The sequence below is a fragment of the Chelatococcus sp. KU-N122 genome (genome assembly GCF_055391085.1).
Window position 1 is genome coordinate 7757300 of record NZ_AP043981.1, and the last position, 21687, is coordinate 7778986.

Here is a 21687-nt window from a genome sequence, read left to right on the forward strand (position 1 = left end):
GGCTATCTGAGCCGAAGCGGAGCGATATGAGCGCCGGCGGCAATCGCTCAGCGGGCGGCCGCCGCTTCATCGACGAGGCGGGCGACCTCGGACATGTCCGGCACCTGGCAGGCCGCCACATATTCCCGGCGCAGGCGTCGCACCAGCTCGGCCACCGTCGGGATGTCGTTGATGAGGTCGATGCCCTGGCCGGCGCTCCAGATCGTCTTCCACGGCTGGGCGTGCTCCGGCAGGTGGTCGTGCCGCATGCCCCGGCCCAGCGGCTCGGGCAGGTTGTCCGGATCGAGCCCGACGCGGCGGATCGATTCCAGCAGCCAGTTGGCGGGCACGCCCGCGACCTTGCCGGTGTAGACGAGGTCGGCAGACGTCTGGCTGACGAGGAGCTCCTTGTAGGCGGCCGGTGCCTCCGATTCGACCGTGGCGATGAAGCGGGTGCCGAGATAGGCAAGGTCGGCGCCCAGCACCTCCGCCGCGCGGATCGTCGCCCCATCGGAGACCGCGCCGGCCATGATGATGGTGCCGTCGTACATGGCCCGGATCGTCCGGATCAGCGCCAGATGGCTGATGGTGCCGGAGTGCCCGCCGCCGCCCGCGCCGATGCAGGTCAGGCCATCGGCCTGCGCCGCCATCGCCTTTTCGGCAAAGCGCAGGCTGGTCACGTCGTGGAACACCTTGAGGCCCACATCGTGAGCACGCCTGACGAGCGCGGTCGGATCACCGCCAACGGTGATCAGGATCTCGACGCCGTAGCGCTTGCAGACGTCGAAGTGCGCGGCGACCTCGTCCTCGGGCAGGCGCGTCGCCAGGTTCACGGCGATCGGCCCGATGCGAGCGCCCGTCTCCCCCGCGTGCCGATCGAGCGCCTCGCGGACGTCCTTCAGCCAGCTCTCGAACTGCGCGAAGGTCCGCGCGTTCTGGCGTGGCAGGCCGCCGATCAGGCCGGCCTTGCAGGCTTCGCGGACAAGGTCCGGCCCGCTGACCAGAAACATCGGCGCGCAGATCGCGGGTAGCACCAACGTGCTGCGAATGCTGGGATCGAGGGACATGGGCTCTCACACGCTCGCAGTGGAAGGGCTCGGCGGGCCGGAGGGCAAGTCCGGCGCCGTCGACTATGCGGGCCGGCGACGGCAACGTCAGCCCGTCTGCCGGCCAGGCCAGGCCAGGCCAGTGTAGGCCCTGCCCCACCCGCTGTGGCCCCCCGTTATCGAGGGCGGTGGACGATGGGTGCTTTGGCCCCATAATGGCGGCACGGGAGGAAAAATATGACAGCTCAACTCGAGGGTAAGGTCGCGGTCGTCACGGGCGGCGCGAGCGGCATCGGGCTCGCCGCGGTGGAGCGGCTGCTGGCGGCGGGCGCCGGCGTCGTCATGGCGGACCTGAACGAGGAGCGCGGCGCGGACGCACTGCGTGAGCTCGCTCACGACAAGCTTCGCTTCGTGGCGGCGGATGTCGCCGACGAGGCGCAAGTCGAACGGATGATGCGCACCGCGATCGATCAATTCGGGCGGCTCGATATCCTGTTCAACAACGCCGGGCTCGGGGGAGCCGTCGGGCCGATCACCGAGCTCGGCTACGACGACTGGCGCCGCACCTTCGACATCCTGGTCGGCGGCGTGTTTCTCGGCATCAAGCACGCCGCGCGGCTCATGATCGCCCAGGGCGACGGCGGCGTCATCGTCAACACCGCGTCGGTCGCCGGGACCGGGGCAGGCTATGGGCCGCAGGCCTATTCGGCGGCGAAGGCCGCCGTTATCAACCTCACCGAGACGGCCGCCATTGAACTGGCCCCGCACCGTGTTCGGGTCAACGCCATCTGCCCCGGCGTGATCTTCACGCAGCTCTGGATCGCCGGCGACGAGGAGGGTGCCGTCGATGCGATCCGCAGCTTCCAGCCGTGGCCGGACCAGGGCCGGCCACGCGACATCGCCGACGCCTTCATCTTCCTGGCGTCGGACCAGAGCGCCTTCGTGACCGGCCAGACGCTGACCGTCGATGGCGGCCTGACGGCGGCGCACGGCAATTTCTTCCAGGCCAGGGCGAGCAATCGCGCCCTGTCGACCCTGACCGGCTTCACTTACGGCACGACCGGGCGGCCCAACGTCATCACACGCCTCGACGCGAAAACGGTCACCTCGCGGGGCTGAACCACACACAACAGGGAGGGCATACCGATGAGCGGACGGTTGCAGGGAAAAGTCATTCTGGTCACGGGCGGCGGCTCCGGCATCGGCCGGGCGACGAGCCTGGTCGTGGGCCGCGAGGGCGCCAAGGTGATGGTCGCCGACGTCGACCAGGCCGGCGCCGAAGAGACGGGGGCCCGGATCACCGCGGCCGGCGGCACGGCCGCATCCATCCGCACGGACGTGACGAACGGCGCGGACGTGGAAGCAGCCGTGGCCGCCGCCGTCTCGCGCTACGGCCGGCTCGACGGCGCCTTCAACAACGCCGGCGTGCCCGGGCGCCTCAGCCGCCTGCTCGACGGCAGCGAGGCGGACTTCGACCGGATCATGGCGGTGAATGTGAAGGGCGTCTGGCTGTGCATGCGCGCCGAGCTGCGCCAGATGCAGGCCCAGGGCGGCCCCGCCGCCATCGTCAACACGTCGTCGGCGGCTGGCTTGCAGGGCGCGCGGGCCATGGCCGCCTACAGCGCCAGCAAGCACGCCGTCATCGGCCTCACCAAGTCGGTGGCGCTCGAGGTGGCCCAGTCGCCGATCCGCATCAATGCCGTCTGCCCGGGCGTGGTCGATACCCCGATGGTCAGCCAGATCATCGACGAGCGGGACTCGGTCCGCCGCGGCATGGAAGGCTCACAGCCGAACGGCCGCTTCGGCCGGCCGGAGGAGCTGGGCGAGGCGGTCGCCTGGCTGCTGTCGGACGCCGCCTCCTTCGTCACCGGCATCGGCATGCCGGTCGACGGCGGCATGACAAGCTGAGCGCCTGCGCTTCAAGCCGATGGATGGCCGGACCGAAACCCGACTATCCATCCGTCCCGGGGGGCTCGATACTGCGCTGTCGGCATGGGTCAGTACGCCGACAGTCTACTCCAGCCCCGTCTCCGGAAACATGCGCGCCCAGTCGCGGTGCGACTGGGCGAAGGCGTCGTCGAGGCGCTCGATGAACCGCACGGCCGCCGCCGACAGGGCACGGCGGGCCGGGTGGATCAGGTAGAACTCCAGCTCCAATGGCGGGTCGGTGCGGCGCACGGCGAGCTCGCCGCGGGAGACCTCGTTGATGACCGAGGTGACCGAGAGCAGCGTCACCCAGTCGCTGCGGCGCACCACCTCGAGCATGCCGTGCAAGCTGTCGATCTCGACGGCGCGGGCAACCGGCAGGCCGACCGAATGGATGTAGCGGTCGATCATGGTGCGCAAGCCGTTGTCGGGCGCCGGCAACACCAGCTTGAGCGGTGGTCCGTCCACGATCGGGCCCACCGCCCGCGCACCGTGCTCTGCCGACGACACCAGCACCAGCGGCTCGCCGGCGAGGCGGCGGATGATCAGCCGGCGGTCGACGGGCGGGACGGCGACGACGGCGAAGTCCACCTTGCCCGACAGCGTCCACTCCGTCAGCGGGCCGCTGAACGCCTCGGCGATGCGCACGGTGACATCCGGGTAATCGTCGAGATAGCCGGCCAGAAAGCGTGGCATCAGTCCCTTGGCCGCGGTCGGCGCCAGCCCGACGTTGATCGGGCCGGCGACATGGTCGACGCCGCTCACCACCGCTTTGCGTGCGCCGTCGACCTCGGCCAGCACCCGCTGGCAATGGCGATAGAACGTCTCGCCCGAGGCGGTCGGCTGGGTGCCGCGCGCCAGCCGCTCCAGCAGCTCGGTGCCGACCTCCGTCTCCAGGTCGCGGATGATGGCGCTGACGCTCGGCTGCGACAGGCTCAGCCGCTGGGCGGCGCGGTTGATGCTGCCCTCCTCGCAGACTGCGACGAAGGCCGTGATGTGGCGCAGCTCCATCCGATCAGCTCCTGGCTATAGCGCTGACCTATAGCTGACATCGCAACTTATCAGCTTTCGCCGCAAATCAAACCGGTGAAACTGATTGCCGGCGCCGGGCGAGGCCTGCACCGACGGCGGGACAGCTGTGGCAGCCCTATGGCTATAGCCTGGCCCGATAACACGCATAGGCAATCGCTCGATCCCCAGCCCGGTGGTTGAGCGTACCATCGCGGAAAAAGAGCAAGAGGGAGGCACGCATGGCGCGGCCCAAGGTCATTCTGCAGCTCTATCCCATGTTCGCCAGCGACGGCTTCGAGGATCGCATCAGGCGCCGCCCCATGGGCGTCGACCGCGCCATGTATCAAGAGGTCGTGCACGAGTGGACCGACATCGTGCTGGCGGCCGAGCGCATGGGCGTGTGGGGCGCCTCCACCATCGAGCATCACTTCCACTCGGAGGGCTACGAGGTCGGCCCCAACCCGGGCATCCTCAACGCCTATTGGGCGGCCAAGACGACGACGATCAACGTCGGTGCCATCGGCTACGTGATGGCGACGCAGGACCCGATCCGGGTCGCCGAAGAGACCGCCATCCTCGATCACCTGACCAAGGGCCGCTACTGGGTGGGCGTGGCGCGCGGCTACCAGTCGCGCTGGGCCAACGTGCTCGGCCAATGGGCGGGGTCCGTCGCCACCGTGTCCGACGGCAGCGCCAACGACCAGAAGAACCGCGACGTCTTCGAGGAGCGCGTCGACCAGCTGATCAAGTGCTGGACCGAGGATTCCGTCGTCCTCGACGGCCCGACCTACAAGGCCCCCTACCCGCTCTCGGGCATCGCCGGCTATCCGGCTGCAACGACGGCGAAGCTCGCGGGCGTTCCCGGCGAGGTCGACGACCAGGGCAACGTCGCCCGCGTCGCCGTGGTGCCCAAGCCCTACCAGCGGCCGCATCCGCAGATCTTCTGCGCCACCACCAAGAGCAAGGACAGCGTGGAGTTCTGCGCCAAGCGCGGCTTCGTGCCCACCTACTTCTCGCCGACGCCTCAGGTCGCCGAGAGCGCCCGCTTCTACCTCGACGTGGCCCGCCGGCACGGCTTCGACTTCAAGCTGGGCGAACGGCAGAACGTGGTGCGTTATCCGCACATCACCAAGACGCGGGCCGAGTTCGACGATCGCCTGCGCAAGTACGACCTCGACATCTACCGCAACTTCTACGGCCCATTCTTCCCGCAGCTGCCGCAGGGCGACGACGATACCCTCGTCGAGGGCATGAAGCAGAGCGACCTCTTCGTCGGCGGCACGCTCCAGGACAACAAGGACGTCTGGCGCAGGATCTACGACCAGGTGCCGTGCGAGTACATCACCCTCATCTGGCATTGGGCCCAATGCCCGAAGGAGGTGATGCTGGAGGAGCTCGACCTGTTCATGCGCGAAGTGGTGCCGCTGCTCGACGCGGCGGAGTACCGGGCGGCTGCCGAATAGGCGGCCCCGAGCCCCGCACCCGGAGCGCTTGCCCATGCCCCGCCCCAATCCGATCGACGGCTTCGCGGTCGATCCCCGCACGGTCGGCTACGTCGGCCATGATCTCCAGCGCCCGGAATGCCTGCTCGCCGAGCGCGACGGCTCGATCTGGGCGGCGGACGCCCGCGGCGGCGTGCTGCTGATCCGCCCCGACGGCAGCCAGCACGTGGTCGCGCCCGGATCTGCGGGAGCAAAGTCCGCCGGAGAAGGGACCGACGGTCCGGCGCAGGCCGAGCCGGTCGACGAGGCCGCACGGTTCACGCAGGGCTCGTTGCCCAACGGGCTCGCCGTGGCGGCCAACGGCGATTTCCTCATCGCCAACTTCGGCACCGACCGCGTCGAGCGCCTGAGCCGTGACGGCGCCAGCACCGTGGTGGTCGACAGCGTCGACGGCGAGCCGATCGGCAAGGTCAACTTCGTCCTGCGCGACAGCAAGGACCGATTGTGGATCACCGTCTCGACGCGCATCGTCAACTGGATGGAGGCGATGCGACCGGGCGTCAGCGACGGCTTCGTCGCGCTCTACGACGGCCGCACCACCCGCATCGTCGCCGACGGCTTCGCCTTCACCAACGAGATCCGGCTCGATGCCAAGGAGGAGTGGCTCTACGTCGTCGAGACCTGCCGCCGCCGCATCACCCGGTTGAAGGTGGCAGAGGACGGCTCGCTGAGCCAGCGCGAAACCTTCGGACCGAGCGACACCGGTGCCTTCATCGATGGCATCGCCTTCGATGCGCACGGCAACCTGTGGGGCACGCAGGTGATGACCGACCGGATCTTCGCCATCACCCCCGACGGCGACTTCCGCATCATCCTCGACGACGACAATCCCGAGCCGAGCCGCATCCTCAACGACGCCTTCGCGCGCGACGAGGTGACGCCCGAGATGATGCTCGCCGCCGGCGGTACCATCGCGCCATGGTTCGCGAGCGTCGCCTTCGGCGGACCTGACCTGAGGACGGTCTACATCGGCAGCCTCCGCGGCACGCGCATCCCGACATTTCGCGCGCCGGTGGCAGGACTGCCCATGGTACACTGGTAGCAACAAAGTTCCGGCAGCCGGCCGCGAGACGCCGGCGCAGATGGGGAGGAGACGATGACGAGATTGACTGAGCCTGGTCGGGCACTGGCGTGGGCGCTCGGCGCCGGTCTCCTGGCCGCCGCGGCCGGTCCGGCCGCGGCGCAGACGCCCGAGCCGATCAAGATCGGCGCTGTGCTGTGCCTGACCGGACCGGGCGCCGGCCTCGGCCAGGCCGAGCGCAACGGCATCCAGCTCGCCGAGAAGGCCATCAACGACGCCGGCGGCGTGGGCGGCCGGCCGATCAAGGTGCTGATCGAGGACGACGGCTCCAAGCCCGATATCGCCAAGCAGAAGGCCGAGGGGCTCATCTTCAACGACAAGGTCGTCGCCATGATCGGCGGCTCGCTCACCGCCTCGACCGGCGCCATCGCCGCGCTCACCAACGGCGAGCAGATGGCCGAAGTGGCGCTGACCGGCCTCGGGCCTGCGGTCGAGCTCACCTACAAATCCGTCTACCACGTGCTGCCGCCGCAGAGCCTCAACGCCAAGGCCATGCTCGAGTACACCAAGGCAAGCAAATTCAAGAAGATCGGCGTGCTGCACGATTCCGGCTACGGCCAGCTGGTGTTCAGCAACCTCAAGACCATGGCGCCGACCTACGGGGTCGAGTTCGTTGCCGTCGAGAAGTTCGAGGTCGGTGCCTCAGACGTCTCGGCCCAGGCCGCCAAGGTGCGGGCGGCCGAGCCGGAGGCCGTCTACGTCATCGCCACCTCGCCGGTGCCGTTCCGCAGCGCCCGCCAGGTCAAGATCAGCCAGCCGATCATCTCAGCCATCGGCTCCTCGGCTTATGACTACGTGCGTGGCATGGGCGAGTTCGGCGACGACATCGTCTTCCCCGAGTTCGTCGTCGGCGAGGACCCCGAGCCGCAACAGAAGGCCTTCGTCGAACTTTACCAGAAGACCCACAACGCCCTGCCGAAGAACTACGAGGCCGCCGGCTGGGACGCGGTCAACATCGTCGCGCAGGCGCTTGCCAAGGCCGGTCCGAACGCCGACCGTCAGGCCGTCGCCCAAGCGATGCGCGCCCCGTTCAAGGGCGTCATGGCCAACTACGACTTTTCGGCCGCCGATCTCACCGGCATCGACCTGTCGAGCTACGTCTATTCCAAGCTGGTCAAGGGCCAGTTCACCCGCCTGCCGTTCAAGGTCGGCTCGTGACCGCGCTCCGTCACGTCCACGTCATGGTCGGGCTTGACCCGACCATCCATCGTCGCATGGACGTCAGCCCGCCAGGGCTGGCCGAACGGGGCGTTCCTCAGCGGATGGATGGTCGGGTCAAGCCCGACCATGACAGTGTGGACCGGCGGGGCGAGCCATGACCACCACCCTGTTCATCCAGTCGCTGCTGTCGGGGCTGACCAACGGCTTCGTCTACGGGCTGATCGGGCTCGGCATCTCCGTCATCTTCCGCGGCACGCGGGTGGTCAACGCCATGCAGGGTGACTTTGCCCTGGTTGCGGGCATCGCCGCCTACCTGGCACTGGACCGGCTCGGCCTGCCGATCGCCGTGGGCTTCCTCGGCGGCATCGTCGCCGGCGCCGTGGTCGGCTGGGCCGTCGAGCTGCTGCTGGTGCGGCCCACCCAGGCACGCGGCGGCAGCGAGGACTCGCTGCTGCTGGTGACGCTCGGCGGCGCCTTCGCGGTCTCGGCCGCGGTGCTGCTGTTCTTCGGCCGCGACACCCGCTCCATGCCGGGCTTCGGCGGCGACCGCTCCCTCGATGTCTTCGACGCGGCCATCCGCGTGCACGCGGTGTGGCTGATCGTCATCGCCGTCGTGGTCGTGGTGGCGCTCAGGCTGTTCTACCAACGCACGCCGCTCGGCCAGTCGATCCTGGCCGCCTCCATCGATCCGGAGGGCGCGGCCACCATCGGCATCAACGTGCCGCGCATGCGCACTCTCACCTTCATGATGGGCGGTGCCGTCGGCGGCGTCGCCGGCGTGCTGGTCGCGCCGCTGATCACCATCCACTACGAGATGGGGCTGATGCTGACCTTGAAGGGCTTCACCGCCGCCATCGTCGGCGGCCTCGGCAACCCGTTCGGCGCCATCATGGGTGGCCTGCTGCTCGGCCTGGTCGAGGCCATGGCCATCGTCTTCGTATCGTCCGGCTACAAGGACGTCATCGCCATGAGCCTGCTGATCCTGATCATGATCGCCATGCCCAACGGCTTGCTCGGCCACCGGGGGCGCGTCGGCGGATGAGCGTGGAACCGATCCGGGCGCCGGCGCCTCCCCTCGCCCACCGCCACGTCCGCCGGCTCGTCGTCGGTGCGCTGGGCCTGGCCGGCATCGCCGTCTGGGCGGCACTGCCGCAACTGCTCTCGCGCGGCACGGTCGACCTGCTGGTGTTCACGGCGCTCTACGCGATCGCCGGCCTCGGCGTGGCCTTCCTGCTCGGCCAGTGCGGCATCGTTTCGCTGGCGCAGAGCGTCTTCTACGGCATCGGCGCCTACGCCACGGCCTATTGCTGCACCGCCTGGGGTTGGCCGTGGTATGCGGCGCTCGTTCTCGGGATGGGGATTGCCGGCGCCACGGCGCTGGTCATCGGCTGGCCGATCCTGCGCCTGTCCGGCTACTTCCTTGCGCTGGCGACGCTGGCGCTGGCAACCATCGGCCACGTGCTGTTCCTCGAGTGGGATTGGCTGACCGGCGGCACGCTCGGGGTCGGCGGCATCCCGCAGATCTCGCTGTTCGGCCTGGTGCTGAACACGCCGCAGAAATTCTACTATTTCGTCTGGCCGGTGGCGGCGCTGATCTTCTGGCTGCACTACAACCTGCTCCACTCGCGCAGTGGCTACGCCATGCGGGCCATGCGCGACGCACCTGCCGCCGCCCTGGTGCTCGGCATCGACGTACACAGGCTCAAGGTGCGCATTTTCGTGCTGAGCGCCCTGCTCGGCGCGCTCGCCGGCAGCCTGTTCGCCAACTACGTCTCGTTCGTCAGCGTCGACAGCTTCGGCGTCGACCGCGCCGTGAGCTTTCTGCTGCTGGCGGTCGTGGGCGGCGCCCAGACGGTGATCGGCGCCGTCTTCGGCGCGGCCTTCGTCACCCTGGTGCCCAACCTGTTGAGCCGGATCGGCGACGTGCACCCCTTGCTGTTCGCCGGCGTGCTGGTGCTCGTCGTCATCTTCCTGCCGCAGGGCATGGGTGGGCTCGTCACCAACCTTGTGCACCGCCTCTGGCCGCCCGCCCCGCCCGCGCCCGGGAGCGGGACATGACGGCCGCGGCCATCTCCCTCCCCGCCGCCCGGACCGCGGCTCCCGGCGTCGCGCTGCTGGAGGTCCGTGCCGTCACCAAGTCGTTCGGCGGCCTGCATGTGCTGCGCAACGTCGACCTCACCATCGCCACGGGCAGCATCACCGGCCTGATCGGGCCGAACGGCGCCGGCAAGAGCACGCTGTTCAACATCGTCTCCGGCTTTCTCGCGCCAGACCGCGGCGAGGTGATCTACCACGGCCGGCCGATGCGCCGCGTCAGCGTCGTCGACCGCAGCCGCTCCGGGCTGGTGCGGACATTCCAGACGCCGCAGGTGTTCGCCCACCTCACCGTGCGCGAGAACCTGGTCGCCGGCTGCCACAAGCTCGGCCGCAGCGGCATGCTCGCCGACATGCTGGGGCTGCCGGTGTCCCGACGTGAGCTGGCGCAGATGCGGCGGCGCGCGGCGCTGACCGCGGCGCGCTTCGGCCTCGAGCCGGTGGCCGACGTCAAGGCCGGCAAGCTGCCGGTCGGCCAGCAGCGCCTGCTGGAGCTGGCCCGCGCGGCCATCGCCGAGCCGGAGCTGCTGTGCCTCGACGAGCCTTCGTCGGGGCTCAACGCCGACGAGGTCGACCAGCTGGCGCGGACGCTGATCCAGCTCAACGACGAAGGCATGACCATCTTCCTGGTGTCGCACGACATGGAGCTGATGGGCTGCGCCGCAACGGTCAACGTGCTGTGCTTCGGCGAGACCATCGCCTGCGGCCCGTTCGCGGCGGTGAAGACCGACCCGCGCGTGCGCGAAGCCTACCTGGGGGCGTGAGCATGGCCGCAGCCCTCCTTGCCAACGGCGGTGCTCCGACGATGCTGAGCGTCGAGGGCGTATCCGCCGGCTACGGCGATATCCTGGTCCTGCGCGACCTCTCGCTCGCCGTCGCGCGCAACGAGAGCGTCGCCGTCATCGGCCCCAACGGGGCCGGCAAGAGCACCCTGGTGCGCACGCTGTGCGGTCTGACCGCCGCCCGCGCCGGGCGCATCGTCAAGGACGGCGTGGCGATCGAGCAGTTGCCGCCCCACCGCCGCCCGGCGACGGGCATCGCCGCCGTGCTGGAGAACCGGCGCCTGTTCGGCGAGCTCTCGGTCAAGACCAACCTGGACCTCGCCGCCCGCGAAGGCGACAAGCGCCCCGCCAATGCCCGCCGTTTCGACCAGGCCAGCCTGCTCGAACTGTTCCCGTTCATGCGGGAGCGGCTCGGTGCCTCGATCCAGCTCCTGAGCGGCGGCGAGCAGCAGATGGTGGCGATTGCCCGCGCCCTGCTGTTGCAGCCCGACCTGCTGGTGCTGGACGAGCCGTCCACCGGCCTGGCGCCGAAGATCGTCAAGAGCCTCGTCGACGTCATCGCCCGCATCCGGCATCAGGGCGTCGGCATCCTGCTGGTCGAGCAGAACGTGGCGCTGGCCACGGAAGCCGCCGACCGCGCCTACGTCATGAGCCTGGGCCGCGTGACGCGCACCATTCCGCCGGAGCAGTGGCACAGCGCCCAGGGCGATGCCGAGATCGCCAAGGCGTATCTGGGGGCGTGACGCACGTCGCGGCCGGGTGCGGACACCCGGCCGCGATGGCCCCCCGAACAGTGAGCGCAGCCGTCCCCCGTAGATGCGCCGGCCCCCCGGCGGCGCGTCGCGTCGGCCGAGCTTACTGGCCCTGGTGATTCTTGATCATGTCGTCGATCTGCTTCTTCACCGCATCCAGGTTGAACGAGGCCGGGTCCTGCATGGGCGGGAAGTCGATCGCCGTCTTGGCGAGGTCCGCCACCGCCTGCTGGACGCTGACGAAGCGCCAGAACTCCCGGGCGTAGAAGTCGTTCATGTAGCCGCCGCCCAGGCTGTTCAGGTTCTCGCCCCGGATCGACGGCGTGCGCTCGAACGGATCCTGACGGATGTTGACGATGGTGGGCATGTCGGTGGTCACCTTCTCGCCCGGCCAGCCATAGGGCTGCTGGTAGAACTGGAACTTGAAGTCGTCGAGACGGATCGCGCCGAGCTTCGGGCCGCCGAAGTAGAACAGCTCGTGGCGGGCGGACGGTCCCTTGCCGCTGATCAGGTCCATCTGGTTGTAGCCGTCCAGATGGTTCTTATAGGTGCGGTCGCCGAGCTTCACGCCCTTCAGCAGCTGCTCCTTGATATCGGGAACGCCGGCGGCGGCGGCCAGCGTCGGCAGCCAGTCGAGTCCCGACATCATCTCGTTCTGAACGGTGCCGGGCTTGACCGTGCCGGGCCAGCGGATGATGGCCGGCACCCGGAAGCCGCCTTCGTTGACGGTACCCTTGGTCGCCTTGAACGGTGTCATGCCGCCGTCCGGCCAGGTGAAGACCTCGGCACCGTTGTCGGTGGTGAAGATCACGATCGTATTGTCGGCCTCGCCGGTGTCCTGGAGGTGCTTCAGGAGATCACCGACGTTGTCGTCGAGCTGGGCCATGCCCGCTTCCTCGACGCCGTAGTTGGTCCTGCTGTTCATCAGCGCCTGATACTTGGGCGAGAGATAGGTGAAGACGTGCATGCGCGTCGTGTTGTGCCAGATGAAGAACGGCTTTCCGTCGCGCTTGGCCTTGTCCATGAAGGCCTTGCTCTGATCGACCAGCACGCTGTCGAAGGTCTCCATGTCGTACTTGGCTTTCCGGCCTTCCTGCCAGTTCTGCCGGCCGGTCATGTTGGGGAACGGCGCAAGCGGTCCCTCATCGACGACGCGCTGCTTGCCCACCCGGCCCCAGCGCGGCATCTCCGTCGCGTCGTCGGTATCCGTGGCGTAGGAGTGAACCAGGTTGCGCGGACCGGTCTTGTCGATCCAGTCTTGCGGATAGTCGAACCAGTAGGGGTCCGACATCGCATCGAGATGATAGAGGTAGCCGAAGAATTCATCGAAGCCGTGAACGGTCGGCAGATACTTGTTCAGGTCACCGAGATGGTTCTTGCCGAACTGCCCGGTGGCGTAACCCTGCGACTTGAGCACCGTGGCCAGCGTGACGGCCTGGTCGGGCAGCCCGACGTCGGCGCCGGCCTGCCCGACCGTGGTCAAGCCGGTGCGCAACGGCAGTTCGCCCGTGATGAAGTTGGCACGGCCGGCGGTGCAGCTCGCCTCGGCATAATAGTCGGTGAAGCGCATTCCGTCCGCCGCCAGGCGATCGAGGTTCGGCGTCTTGCCCGACATGATGCCCTGGTGGTAGGCGCCGATATTGAACCAGCCGACGTCGTCGCCCATGATGACAAGAATGTTCGGCCGCCTTTGCGGTGTCTGGGCTTGAGCGATCGGCGAAATCGTCAGCAGCGACAACGTCGCAGCAGCGACTCCCGTGGAAATTCCACCCAATTTCATTGTTTCGCCTCCCGTGCACTACGGTCGCCGAAACTCTCGCTCCCAGTCGTCAGCGTCTATGCATTTTCGGCTAAACTTGCGGCCACCGAGCTTTTCCCGCCGGCGGGCAGGAGCAGCCCCACGGCGTGCCGCGGGCTCCTGGATTTAACGGGAGCCGGAGGATGGGCCGGAGTCACAGCCAACGAACAGGTCGTCACCCTTGCCGCGGCCCGCAGGCGCATGACCGAAGCGGGCCTGCCGCGACAGCGTCCACACCATCGCGATCGCGGCGCGTACGGCGCGCATGTCGTGTCCTGCCAGGCGCACGCTGAAGCCGTTTCCATCGCCGGGAAGCTCGCTCGTCGCGCCGTAGAGGCCCGGGATGCGCGTCAGCTTCGCCGACACGTCGGCCATCAGCGCTTCGCCGCCGCCCGGCACCAGCACGTAGACCGAGCCGAAGGCGGCGAACGTGGCCGTGCGCCCACGCGCCGGCTGCTGGATGTCCTGCCTGTCGATCAGCACCGGATCGCCGCCGCGCCGCAGGGTCACGGTCGAGCGCAGGCGCCGGAAGGCGCGGCTTTCGCCCACCGGATCGTGCGTGGTGAAGGCGTCGGCGGCGAGGACGAAGCCGTCGGGCTCGCAGTCGATCTCGATCGTCTGATCCAGGGCCGCGCCGGGAAACAGGATGCGCGGCTCGGGCACGTATTCCAGATGGCCGCGGTCCTCGATGCGGATGTGGACGGCCTCCGTCGCCATCTCCGCGGCGCCGGCGCGGTGGACGGGCGAGGCCCCCTGCGTCGTCACGTAGGCGGCTGCGCCGCGCCGCACCTCGAGGCGTTGCCGCAGGCTGTCCTCACCGTGCACCGCGCCGCTGCTCGTCTGCACGAACAGCGAGAGCACCTGCGGCGCGGCGCGCTCCAGCTCGAACGTCCGCGTCAGCGCGTAGGGCCAGCGAAAGACGCGGCGCTCCAGAACGGTGCGATCATGCCGGCGTGCGAAGACAAGGTCGAGCTGCGGCCGCGGATCTGCCATCACTGTCAGGCGCGGAACAGCACTTGGCGCTCAAGCATCTCCACGACGGCGTCGATGCCCTCGCCGCTGCGGCAGTTGGTGAGCAGCACGGGGCGGTCGTCGCGCACCGCCCGGGCCTGCTCGTGCATGAGCTTCAGGTCGACACCGACATGCGGCGCCAGATCCGTCTTGTTGATGACCAGCAGGTCGCAGCGGATGACCCCCGGCCCGCGCTTGCGCGGGATGTCGTCGCCGCCGCCGACGTCGATGACGAACATCCAGAAGTCGGTGAGATCGCGCGAGAAGGTCGACGCCAGGTTGTCGCCGCCGCTCTCGAGCAGGATGAGCTCCACGCCGGGAAAGCGGCGCTCGAGCTCGTCGGCCGCTTCGATGTTCAGGGTCGGATCCTCGCGGATCACCGTGTGCGGGCAGGCGCCGGCCTCGACCGCCGAGACCCGGGCGGGATCGATCAAGCCGGAGCGCCGGATGCGCTCGGCGTCCTCCGCCGTGACGAGGTCGTTGGTGATGACGGCAAGGTCGACGCCCCGCGCCGCAAGCGCCGGGATCAGGCGCTCGACCAGCGCGGTCTTGCCGGAGCCCACCGGGCCGCCGATGCCGACCCGCGCCGCCGGAAGCCGCGGCGCCGTCGCGTTGGCTGGTTGCGTCATCGCAGCATGTACCTCCGCGCCAGCGGCACCTTGGCGGCAGGCGGGCACATCAGCAGCTTGCCGTCGGCCCGCACCTCGAAGGTCTGCGGGTCCACCTCGACCACCGGCAGGGCATCGTTGCGCACCATGTCGCGCTTGCGCAAGGCCCGCACGTTCTTGATCGGCACCATGGCCTTGCGCAGGCCGAGCTTGCGGCTCACCTCGGCCTCCTGCACCAGCTTCGACACGAAGGTGACGCCCAGGTGCTGCGGCGCCTGGCCCAGATAGCCCCACATGCGCCGCTGGATCATCGGCTCGGCCACCGGCAGGCTGCCGTTGCCGTCGCCCATGGCGGCCCAGACGACGAAGCCGTTCTTGATCACCATGGCGGGCTTGATGCCGAACGAGGCGCGCGGCCAGATCACCAGGTCGGCCATCTTGCCGGGCTCGATCGAGCCGACCTCGTGGTCGATGCCCACGGCAATGGCCGGATTGATGGTGAGCTTGGCGATATAGCGCTTGATGCGCTCGTTGTCGGCGATCGCCGTCGTCTCCTCCGGCAGGCGGCCGACGCGCTGCTTCATGACGCTGGCAAGCTGCCAGCAGTTGGCCACGTTCTCCGCCAGCCGTCCCATGCCCTGGGTGTCGGTGCCGAAGATCGAGATGGCGCCCATGTCGTGCAGGAAGTCCTCGGCCGCGATGGTCTGGGCGCGCAGGCGCGCCTCGCCGAAGGCCACGTCCTCGGGCACGTTGGGGCTGAGCTGGTGACAGATCATCGCCATCGGCACGCCCTCCTCCAGCCCATAGGCGGTGAAGGGATTGGTGGGGTTGGTCGAGGACGGGATGACGTTGTCGTAGGAGACGACCTTGAGCAGATCCGGAGCATGGCCGCCGCCGGCGCCCTCCACATGGTACATGTGGATGGTGCGCCCGCCGATGGCGGCCATGGTGTCCTCGCAGAAGCCGAACTCGTTGATCGAGTCGGTGTGCAGGTGGACGGCGAAGTCGTTGCGATCGGCCGCCACCAGGCTCTGGTCGATCACAGACGGGGCGGCGCCGAAATCCTCGTGGATCTTGACCGACATGCCGCCGGCCGCCACCGCCGCCTCGACCGCCGCCGCGCTCGACGCGCCGCGCCCGAACAGGGCGTAGTTGAGCGGCGAGAACTCGGTCGCCTGCAGGAAGCGCCCGAAGGTCGCGTCGCTGCCGCTGCCCACATCGAAGACGGGGCCCGAGCCGTTGCCGATCATCGTCGTGGTGCCGCCGGCAAGCGCGTGCTCGGATTGCTCCGGCGAGCTCATGTGGGCATGGGATTCGATGGCGCCCGCGGTGACGATGAAGCCGGCGCCGAAGACCGGTGAGGTGGATGCGCCCACCACCAGCTCAGGATGCACGCCCGGCATGGTGTCGGGGTTGCCCGCCTTGCCGATGCCGACGATGCGGCCGTCACGGATGCCGATGTCGCCTTTGACGATCCCGGCCACCGCATCGATGATGGTCGCGTTCTTGATGACGATGTCGAGGATCTTGTCGGCGGATGTGCGGTGGGCGCAGACGGCCTCGCCGTCGCGCAGGTTCTTGCCGGCGCCCACGAGCAGCTCGTGCCCGTAGACCGCATAGTCGTGCTCGATCTCGGCGAGCAGCTCGGTATCACCCAGGCGGATGACGTCCCCCTTGGTCGGCCCGTAGAGTTCGGCGTAGGCCCGCCGGCTCAATGTCGTCGACATGGATTGCCTCCTATACGCCCAGGTAGCCGCGGGCCTTGGCCAGGCCGAGCGCGCGTTGCTTGGCCCCGGGCTCGTCCAGCGGCCCGTTCACCAGGCCGGCCTGGCCGCGGACGATGCGATCGCCGCCGATCGGCACCAGACGCACCGACTTGACCACGCCTGGCTCGAAGCGAATCCCCAGTCCGGCCGGGCGATCGATCTTCATGCCCCAGCTCGCGGCCCGGTCGAACGAGAGCGCTCGGTTCACCTCGAAGAAATGCGTATGGCTGCGGACCTGCACGTCGCGATCACCCGTGTTGACGACGTCGATCGTCACCACCGGCACATCGGCGAAGATCTCGATGTCATCATCCGGGGAGATGATCTCGCCGGGGCTGACGCCCTCCGGCACCGGCTTCTCGCCGGGACCGATCGGCTCGAACAGGGCGATCACCTTGGTGCCCTCGGCGAACAGGCACTCGATGTAGAGCATGGACACCATGTCGGCGACGCCCGGCTCCACGTCGTCCGTGGTCAGCAGGCGGCCCGCCATGTCGCGGATCTCCTCGTAGGGCATGTCCTTGCGGGCGGCGAGCATCACCTCGTCGGTCAACAGCGCGACCGCCTCCGGATGGCTGAGCCGAATGCCGAGCGAGCGGTTCCGCCGGGCCATTTCGGCGGCCGTGAAGACGATCAGCCGATCCATCTCGGTGGGCGATAGATTCATCATGGCCTGACCTCGGCTTCAGGTGGTGAACATGCGCGTGGCACGGGAATGGGCGCGTGAGACCGCGATATCGATGAGCGGCGTGAAGCTCCACGGTATGGCGTCGTCGGGGACGGGCTCCGCCAGCAGGGCCGCAAGCTCGCGCCGGGCCGTATCGAGGCATCTCTGCGCGTCGACGTGCCCGATGCTTCCGAGCCGCACGGCAGCGCTGACCAGCCCATTGACCATCGTCCAGCCGGACACCAGCTCGGCCGACGGCAGTTCCAGGCCGGCGTCGCGGTACACCACGGCCTGGGCGACGGGCAGATGGCCGCAGCGGGGATTGTCGGCCAGCGTGGCGCGGTAGTCGATGGAGAGAGCCCCGCCGGTGCGGGCCGAGACACCGAGCAGCGCCCGGCCGGCGCGGCGGGAGCCCTCGCGCATGGGCTGCGATGGCGTCGCGGTCTCGATGTACCGATCGACGGTGGCGAGCGCCGAGAGATCGCCCGCCCGGTAGGCGCGTGCCAGCAGCGGCCGGTCCATGCTGTTCCAGCGCGACGACAGTTGTTCCCGGATGAAGTCGTCGAGGTCCTGCCGCCCATCCAGCAGGCCGTCGGCCACCAGTCCCTCGATACCCCAGGAGAAGGCGAAGCCCCCGGCGGGATAGGCGCTGTCGCCGTACTGCATCAGCGCCAGCACCGTGCCGACGTCAATCATCGGCGAGTTCGACGACACTGCCGTCGCCGAGGAGATCGACAAGGCGCGCGCGATAGCCCGCAAGGTCGCCATCCAGCAGCACGACCAGGCAGCCCTCTTCGAAGCGCACCCGCCAGTGCAGATTGCCCGCGTGCCAGCCGAGCTTGAGCGCCGCCGTCTCGCCGGCGGGCCGCAGCTTCCAGAGCCGCTGGCGACCGAAGCGCGCGATGATCGCCCGCTCGCCGTCGATGTGGAGCAGCGCCCCGTCCCGGAGCTCCTCGTCGCGGTCAAGGCTGACGGCGCAGTCCGTGCCCCGGTCGGACGTCAGCCGGAAGCGCTTGCGGCCTGCCTCTTCCGGCGGCACGAAGAGCAATTCGATCCCACCCCGGTGCTCCAGCGCATGCAGCTGCGCGCGAAACGGCGCGTCCGTCTCGTATCCGACGATGCCGTGCAGTCGCAGCATGGGCCTTCCATGACGTTGCTGATCGAGTCTTGGGTTGATGCATGGCCGGGTCAAGCCCGGGATGACGGCAGGGGATGCTCGTCACGACGGCACGGCCAGGACCCGCACCGGATCGTCCACCGACACCCGGCCGGGCGTCGTCAGCACCGCGTAGGCGCCGAGGCAGGGGTAGGTCCCGGGGCCGAGCAGCTCGAAGGGGATGCTGTTCCTCGCCGCGACCTGGGACACCGCGCCGGGTGCGCGCGCATAGTCGCCGTGGGCCAGCATCGGCACGGCGCAGCGCGGGGTCGGTGCGATGATCTTGAGCACGACGTCGGGCCCGATGGCGAGCTCGGCGCCAAGCCAGTGGTTCTCGGCGAACGGCGGAACATCCATGTCGAGGACGATGTTCGGCCGGTAGCGATCCGCGACGATGGCGTCGTTCGGGCACGCGTCGTCGATGGCCGTGAGGCTGGCGCGCGTCATCACATGGTACGGCGCGAAATCGAAGAAGCCGCCCTCGGGCGAGCCCTGCGCCAGCACCAGCTCGATCGAGTCCGCCGGTCCGTCCTCCCCCGCCGCCAGGACGTCCTCGGGCACGGCCCGGTCCAGCGCCAGGCCGGCCGTGGCGCGCTGCTCGAGCCGCACCGCGCGGCCAAGCGCCTGCGACATGGCCTCGTCGAGCTCCGCGTCCGTGATGCTCAGCCATTGGCCATCGGGAAAGCGCACGCCGACGGTGCCGTCGGCGCCCGTCGCACCCTGGAAGGCCAGCAGACCGCGCCAGAGCTTCGGCCGCTTGGCGCTCGCCACCTTGCCGGTCTCGACGTCGACGAAGGCAAAGGCGCGATCGCCGGCCATGCCCGCGCCGGCCAGGAGCGCCGATGGCACGGCCTCCCCCAGCAGCGATTTGACCGGATAGCGCCGGAGCGCCGACACGTGGCCTGCCTGCATCATATCCCCCGAACTGCCGGCGCTGGAACGCAAGCGCCATGCCATCAGCTGCCCTCGCGGAAGCAGTCGCGCACCTCAGCCGGCTGCTACCGCCCGCACCGTTGCGGATGCCTCCAGGCTGGTATCTCCGGCAAGCTCCTGTCCGAAGGCGGCAAAACAGGTAGAACGGCGCGAGCCGCCCGAAGATGGTGCGCGGAACAAGGGAGCGAGACAAGATGAGCACGGTCACCACCGCGACGCAGGTCCTGGACAAATCCGAGGTCGACCGCCGTATCTCCCAGGCGGCGGCGGGCCTGCGCGGCCTGGGCGTCGGCCCCGGCGACGGGGTGGCGCTGTGCCTGCGCAACGACGTCGCCTTCTTCGAGGTCAGCATGGGTGCCGGCCAGATCGGCGCCTACCCCGTTGCCGTCAACTGGCACTACACGGTCGACGAGTTCCGCTACCTGCTCCAGGACTGCGAGGCCAAGGTCCTGGTCATCCACGCCGATCTGCTGCGCGGCCTGCGCGAGGCGATCCCCGCCGGCGTCGCCGTCCTGGTCGTTCCCGTCGAGGAGGCCATCACCCGCGCCTACGGCATCAGCGCGGAGCGCGCCCGCGTCGAGCCGGGCGACACCGACTGGAACGTGTGGCGCGAGGGCTTTCCGGCCCGGGACGAGCCGCCGGCCGACATGCCGAGCACCATCATCTACACGTCGGGCACGACGGGCCGGCCCAAGGGCGTGCGCCGGCCGCGGGCCAGCGCCGACGAGGCCGCGGTGCGCACGCGGATGCTGGCGATCTCGTACGGCTTCGCCGACTACCTGGACAGGCCCGAGGACATCACCATGGCCGTGGTCGGGCCGATCTATCACTCGGCCCCCAATGCCAACGCCAATTTCTCCTACAAGCTCGGCGCCAACATCGTCATCACCCCGCGCTTCGATCCGCTGGAGCTGCTGGCGCTGATCGAGCGGCATCACATCACCCACCTCAACATGGTGCCGATCATGTTCAACCGGCTGCTGAAGCTCCCGGAGGAGGAGCGCAAGCGCTATGACCTCTCGTCGCTGCGCTTCGTCGCCCATGCCGCGGCCCCCTGCTCGCCGGCGGTCAAGCGGGCCATGATCGAATGGTGGGGCCCGGTCATCAACGAGTACTACGGCTCGACCGAGATGGGGAACATCACCTTCTGCTCGTCGCAGGAATGGCTCGACCACCCCGGCACCGTCGGACGGCCGCTGATGCCGGGGACCGAAATCCGCATCCTCGGCGCCGACGGCCAACCGCTGGGCACGGGCGAGATCGGCGAGGTCGCCGCACGCGTGCACGGCATGGGCGACTTCACCTATCACGGCGACGACGCCAAGCGCCGCAAGGCCGACCGCGACGGCATGATCGCGCCGGGCGACGTCGGCTATTTCGACGCCGACGGCTTCCTCTACCTGTGCGACCGCGCCAACGACATGATCATCTCCGGCGGCGTCAACATCTACCCGGCCGAGATCGAGGCGCAGTTGCACGCCATGCCCGGGGTCGCCGACTGCGCCGTGTTCGGCATCCCCGACGAGGAGTTCGGCGAGAGCGTCTGCGCCATCATCGAGGCGCAGCCCGGCGCCGGCCTGACCGAGGCCGACGTGAGTGGCTACCTGCGCAGCGTCGTGGCCGGATACAAGCTGCCGCGGCGCATCGAGTTCCGGACCGGCCTGCCGCGCGAGGATTCCGGCAAGATCTTCAAGCGCAAGCTGCGCGAGCCGTTCTGGGAGGGCGCCGGCCGCGCGATCTAACGTCAGCGGTCAACGCCACGCGGCCGGCCGCTGGCGAGCAACCCCATGGCGGTGGCCGCCGACGCGGCCACCGCGGCTCACCGGTTCAACGCAAGCTCACACCCCGCTCAGCGCCAGTAATAGCGATGGTGATGATGCCAGCCGTAATGGTGGCGGGGATGCCACCAGTAATGACGGCGATGATACCATCCGTAGTGATGCCGGGGATGCCACCAATAATAACGGGGATAATACCACCCGTAGTGATACCGGGGGTGCCACCAATAATGATGGCGGTGGTGCCACCAGTAACGATGGCGCCAGTAATGATGGCGCCAATGGTGGCGATGGCCGTACGCCCAGCCGCGATGAAAGTGGTGGTGATGCCACCCGTGCCGGACAGGCTGGATCAGCTCGTTCTGGCCCGGAATGGCTGCTCCGGCGATGCCGAGCGGCGCGGCCCCGGCCGCGCCGATGCCGACGGTCGCGAGCAGCGCGACAGCTCCGATCAGCGACAAAAGCTTCATGGGCGTGCTCCTCCCTCTTGTCGGAGCGCACGTCACCGCTCGCCGTCCGCGCGCGGAAATGCGAGCACGCGAACACTCCGGGGCGGTAGCAACTCTTCTCGCACCCACATGGTTCCGGCGCTGAGCGCGGCGCTTCGCCGCGCGATAACGCCCGCTAAACTAGAGC

At 68.9% G+C, this 21687-nt stretch carries 21 protein-coding genes; 10 read left to right on the forward strand and 11 right to left on the reverse strand.

Going from position 1 to position 21687, the window contains the following annotated elements; genetic code table 11:
- Positions 1–47 precede the first annotated feature (47 nt).
- Positions 48–1046, reverse strand: coding sequence for an NAD(P)H-dependent flavin oxidoreductase (locus ACZ5PO_RS35000; protein ID WP_464187334.1), 999 nt, complete (start codon positions 1044–1046; stop codon positions 48–50).
- Between the two features lie 216 nt (positions 1047–1262).
- On the opposite strand from ACZ5PO_RS35000, the gene ACZ5PO_RS35005 reads away from it, so the two are divergent.
- Positions 1263–2144 (forward strand): SDR family NAD(P)-dependent oxidoreductase, encoded by an 882-nt coding sequence (locus tag ACZ5PO_RS35005; RefSeq protein ID WP_464187335.1) that lies wholly within the window; start codon positions 1263–1265, stop codon positions 2142–2144.
- A gap of 27 nt (positions 2145–2171) precedes the next feature.
- Positions 2172–2933 (forward strand): glucose 1-dehydrogenase, encoded by a 762-nt coding sequence (locus ACZ5PO_RS35010; RefSeq protein ID WP_464187336.1) that lies wholly within the window; start codon positions 2172–2174, stop codon positions 2931–2933.
- A gap of 105 nt (positions 2934–3038) precedes the next feature.
- Here ACZ5PO_RS35010 and ACZ5PO_RS35015 read toward each other — a convergent pair whose 3' ends face one another.
- Entirely contained in the window at positions 3039–3962 is a 924-nt protein-coding gene (locus tag ACZ5PO_RS35015) for a LysR family transcriptional regulator (RefSeq protein WP_464187337.1), read from the reverse strand.
- 239 nt (positions 3963–4201) lie between these two features.
- Here ACZ5PO_RS35015 and ACZ5PO_RS35020 point away from each other — a divergent pair, with 239 nt between their 5' ends.
- From ACZ5PO_RS35020 to ACZ5PO_RS35050, 7 genes are all read left to right on the forward strand, one after another.
- Positions 4202–5425, forward strand: coding sequence for an LLM class flavin-dependent oxidoreductase (locus ACZ5PO_RS35020; protein ID WP_464187338.1), 1224 nt, complete (start codon positions 4202–4204; stop codon positions 5423–5425).
- Positions 5426–5459: 34 nt separating this feature from the next.
- The gene (locus tag ACZ5PO_RS35025; RefSeq protein ID WP_464187339.1) at positions 5460–6506 is read left to right on the forward strand and encodes an SMP-30/gluconolactonase/LRE family protein; all 1047 of its coding nucleotides are present in this window, start codon (positions 5460–5462) and stop codon (positions 6504–6506) included.
- A 54-nt stretch (positions 6507–6560) separates the two neighbouring features.
- Positions 6561–7703 (forward strand): ABC transporter substrate-binding protein, encoded by a 1143-nt coding sequence (locus ACZ5PO_RS35030; RefSeq protein WP_464187340.1) that lies wholly within the window; start codon positions 6561–6563, stop codon positions 7701–7703.
- A 157-nt stretch (positions 7704–7860) separates the two neighbouring features.
- Positions 7861–8748 (forward strand): branched-chain amino acid ABC transporter permease, encoded by an 888-nt coding sequence (locus ACZ5PO_RS35035; protein ID WP_464187341.1) that lies wholly within the window; start codon positions 7861–7863, stop codon positions 8746–8748.
- A complete protein-coding gene (locus tag ACZ5PO_RS35040; RefSeq protein ID WP_464187342.1) occupies positions 8745–9764 on the forward strand; it encodes a branched-chain amino acid ABC transporter permease in 1020 nt (339 codons plus the stop codon). The genes ACZ5PO_RS35035 and ACZ5PO_RS35040 overlap by 4 nt, the downstream gene beginning before the upstream one ends.
- The gene (locus tag ACZ5PO_RS35045) at positions 9761–10564 is read left to right on the forward strand and encodes an ABC transporter ATP-binding protein (protein WP_464187343.1); all 804 of its coding nucleotides are present in this window, start codon (positions 9761–9763) and stop codon (positions 10562–10564) included. Before ACZ5PO_RS35040 ends, ACZ5PO_RS35045 begins: the two co-directional genes overlap by 4 nt.
- A gap of 2 nt (positions 10565–10566) precedes the next feature.
- The gene (locus ACZ5PO_RS35050; RefSeq protein ID WP_464187344.1) at positions 10567–11325 is read left to right on the forward strand and encodes an ABC transporter ATP-binding protein; all 759 of its coding nucleotides are present in this window, start codon (positions 10567–10569) and stop codon (positions 11323–11325) included.
- Between the two features lie 112 nt (positions 11326–11437).
- Here the strand turns inward: ACZ5PO_RS35050 and ACZ5PO_RS35055 are convergent, their stop codons facing one another.
- The 8 genes from ACZ5PO_RS35055 to ACZ5PO_RS35090 all read right to left on the reverse strand — a co-directional run bounded on the left by ACZ5PO_RS35055 (position 11438) and on the right by ACZ5PO_RS35090 (position 19252).
- Complete coding sequence (locus ACZ5PO_RS35055) at positions 11438–13114, reverse strand: arylsulfatase (RefSeq protein ID WP_464187345.1); 1677 nt, start codon at positions 13112–13114, stop codon at positions 11438–11440.
- A 144-nt stretch (positions 13115–13258) separates the two neighbouring features.
- On the reverse strand, positions 13259–14125 hold the full coding sequence (locus tag ACZ5PO_RS35060) for an urease accessory protein UreD (RefSeq protein ID WP_464187346.1): 867 nt from the start codon (positions 14123–14125) through the stop codon (positions 13259–13261).
- Positions 14126–14130: 5 nt separating this feature from the next.
- Complete coding sequence (ureG, locus tag ACZ5PO_RS35065) at positions 14131–14772, reverse strand: urease accessory protein UreG (protein ID WP_464187347.1); 642 nt, start codon at positions 14770–14772, stop codon at positions 14131–14133.
- Entirely contained in the window at positions 14769–16478 is a 1710-nt protein-coding gene (gene ureC, locus ACZ5PO_RS35070) for an urease subunit alpha (RefSeq protein ID WP_464187348.1), read from the reverse strand. Before ureC ends, ureG begins: the two co-directional genes overlap by 4 nt.
- 10 nt (positions 16479–16488) lie before the next feature.
- The gene (gene ureB, locus ACZ5PO_RS35075) at positions 16489–17187 is read right to left on the reverse strand and encodes an urease subunit beta (RefSeq protein ID WP_464187349.1); all 699 of its coding nucleotides are present in this window, start codon (positions 17185–17187) and stop codon (positions 16489–16491) included.
- A 15-nt stretch (positions 17188–17202) separates the two neighbouring features.
- Entirely contained in the window at positions 17203–17880 is a 678-nt protein-coding gene (locus ACZ5PO_RS35080; protein WP_464187350.1) for an urease accessory protein UreF, read from the reverse strand.
- A complete protein-coding gene (ureE, locus tag ACZ5PO_RS35085) occupies positions 17873–18322 on the reverse strand; it encodes an urease accessory protein UreE (RefSeq protein ID WP_464187351.1) in 450 nt (149 codons plus the stop codon). Before ureE ends, ACZ5PO_RS35080 begins: the two co-directional genes overlap by 8 nt.
- Before the next feature lie 81 nt (positions 18323–18403).
- Complete coding sequence (locus ACZ5PO_RS35090; protein WP_464187352.1) at positions 18404–19252, reverse strand: MOSC domain-containing protein; 849 nt, start codon at positions 19250–19252, stop codon at positions 18404–18406.
- A gap of 215 nt (positions 19253–19467) precedes the next feature.
- Between ACZ5PO_RS35090 and ACZ5PO_RS35095 the strand changes: the two genes are divergently transcribed.
- The gene (locus tag ACZ5PO_RS35095; RefSeq protein WP_464187353.1) at positions 19468–21015 is read left to right on the forward strand and encodes an acyl-CoA synthetase; all 1548 of its coding nucleotides are present in this window, start codon (positions 19468–19470) and stop codon (positions 21013–21015) included.
- 107 nt (positions 21016–21122) lie between these two features.
- Here the strand turns inward: ACZ5PO_RS35095 and ACZ5PO_RS35100 are convergent, their stop codons facing one another.
- Entirely contained in the window at positions 21123–21521 is a 399-nt protein-coding gene (locus ACZ5PO_RS35100; RefSeq protein ID WP_464187354.1) for a hypothetical protein, read from the reverse strand.
- Between the last annotated feature and the right edge of the window lie 166 nt (positions 21522–21687).

What these genes read in the sequence shown, in the direction of transcription:
- ACZ5PO_RS35045 (WP_464187343.1), top strand. Translation starts at nt 9,761, where the DNA reads ATGACGGCCGCGGCCATCTCCCTCCCCGCCGCCCGGACCGCGGCTCCC.
- ureG (WP_464187347.1), bottom strand. Translation starts at nt 14,772, where the DNA reads ATGACGCAACCAGCCAACGCGACGGCGCCGCGGCTTCCGGCGGCGCGG.
- ACZ5PO_RS35095 (WP_464187353.1), top strand. Translation starts at nt 19,468, where the DNA reads ATGAGCACGGTCACCACCGCGACGCAGGTCCTGGACAAATCCGAGGTC.
- ACZ5PO_RS35060 (WP_464187346.1), bottom strand. Translation starts at nt 14,125, where the DNA reads ATGGCAGATCCGCGGCCGCAGCTCGACCTTGTCTTCGCACGCCGGCAT.
- ACZ5PO_RS35030 (WP_464187340.1), top strand. Translation starts at nt 6,561, where the DNA reads ATGACGAGATTGACTGAGCCTGGTCGGGCACTGGCGTGGGCGCTCGGC.
- ACZ5PO_RS35005 (WP_464187335.1), top strand. Translation starts at nt 1,263, where the DNA reads ATGACAGCTCAACTCGAGGGTAAGGTCGCGGTCGTCACGGGCGGCGCG.
- ACZ5PO_RS35055 (WP_464187345.1), bottom strand. Translation starts at nt 13,114, where the DNA reads ATGAAATTGGGTGGAATTTCCACGGGAGTCGCTGCTGCGACGTTGTCG.
- ACZ5PO_RS35000 (WP_464187334.1), bottom strand. Translation starts at nt 1,046, where the DNA reads ATGTCCCTCGATCCCAGCATTCGCAGCACGTTGGTGCTACCCGCGATC.
- ACZ5PO_RS35020 (WP_464187338.1), top strand. Translation starts at nt 4,202, where the DNA reads ATGGCGCGGCCCAAGGTCATTCTGCAGCTCTATCCCATGTTCGCCAGC.
- ureE (WP_464187351.1), bottom strand. Translation starts at nt 18,322, where the DNA reads ATGCTGCGACTGCACGGCATCGTCGGATACGAGACGGACGCGCCGTTT.
- ureC (WP_464187348.1), bottom strand. Translation starts at nt 16,478, where the DNA reads ATGTCGACGACATTGAGCCGGCGGGCCTACGCCGAACTCTACGGGCCG.
- ACZ5PO_RS35035 (WP_464187341.1), top strand. Translation starts at nt 7,861, where the DNA reads ATGACCACCACCCTGTTCATCCAGTCGCTGCTGTCGGGGCTGACCAAC.
- ACZ5PO_RS35015 (WP_464187337.1), bottom strand. Translation starts at nt 3,962, where the DNA reads ATGGAGCTGCGCCACATCACGGCCTTCGTCGCAGTCTGCGAGGAGGGC.
- ureB (WP_464187349.1), bottom strand. Translation starts at nt 17,187, where the DNA reads ATGATGAATCTATCGCCCACCGAGATGGATCGGCTGATCGTCTTCACG.
- ACZ5PO_RS35100 (WP_464187354.1), bottom strand. Translation starts at nt 21,521, where the DNA reads ATGAAGCTTTTGTCGCTGATCGGAGCTGTCGCGCTGCTCGCGACCGTC.
- ACZ5PO_RS35050 (WP_464187344.1), top strand. Translation starts at nt 10,567, where the DNA reads ATGGCCGCAGCCCTCCTTGCCAACGGCGGTGCTCCGACGATGCTGAGC.
- ACZ5PO_RS35090 (WP_464187352.1), bottom strand. Translation starts at nt 19,252, where the DNA reads ATGCAGGCAGGCCACGTGTCGGCGCTCCGGCGCTATCCGGTCAAATCG.
- ACZ5PO_RS35080 (WP_464187350.1), bottom strand. Translation starts at nt 17,880, where the DNA reads ATGATTGACGTCGGCACGGTGCTGGCGCTGATGCAGTACGGCGACAGC.
- ACZ5PO_RS35025 (WP_464187339.1), top strand. Translation starts at nt 5,460, where the DNA reads ATGCCCCGCCCCAATCCGATCGACGGCTTCGCGGTCGATCCCCGCACG.
- ACZ5PO_RS35040 (WP_464187342.1), top strand. Translation starts at nt 8,745, where the DNA reads ATGAGCGTGGAACCGATCCGGGCGCCGGCGCCTCCCCTCGCCCACCGC.
- ACZ5PO_RS35010 (WP_464187336.1), top strand. Translation starts at nt 2,172, where the DNA reads ATGAGCGGACGGTTGCAGGGAAAAGTCATTCTGGTCACGGGCGGCGGC.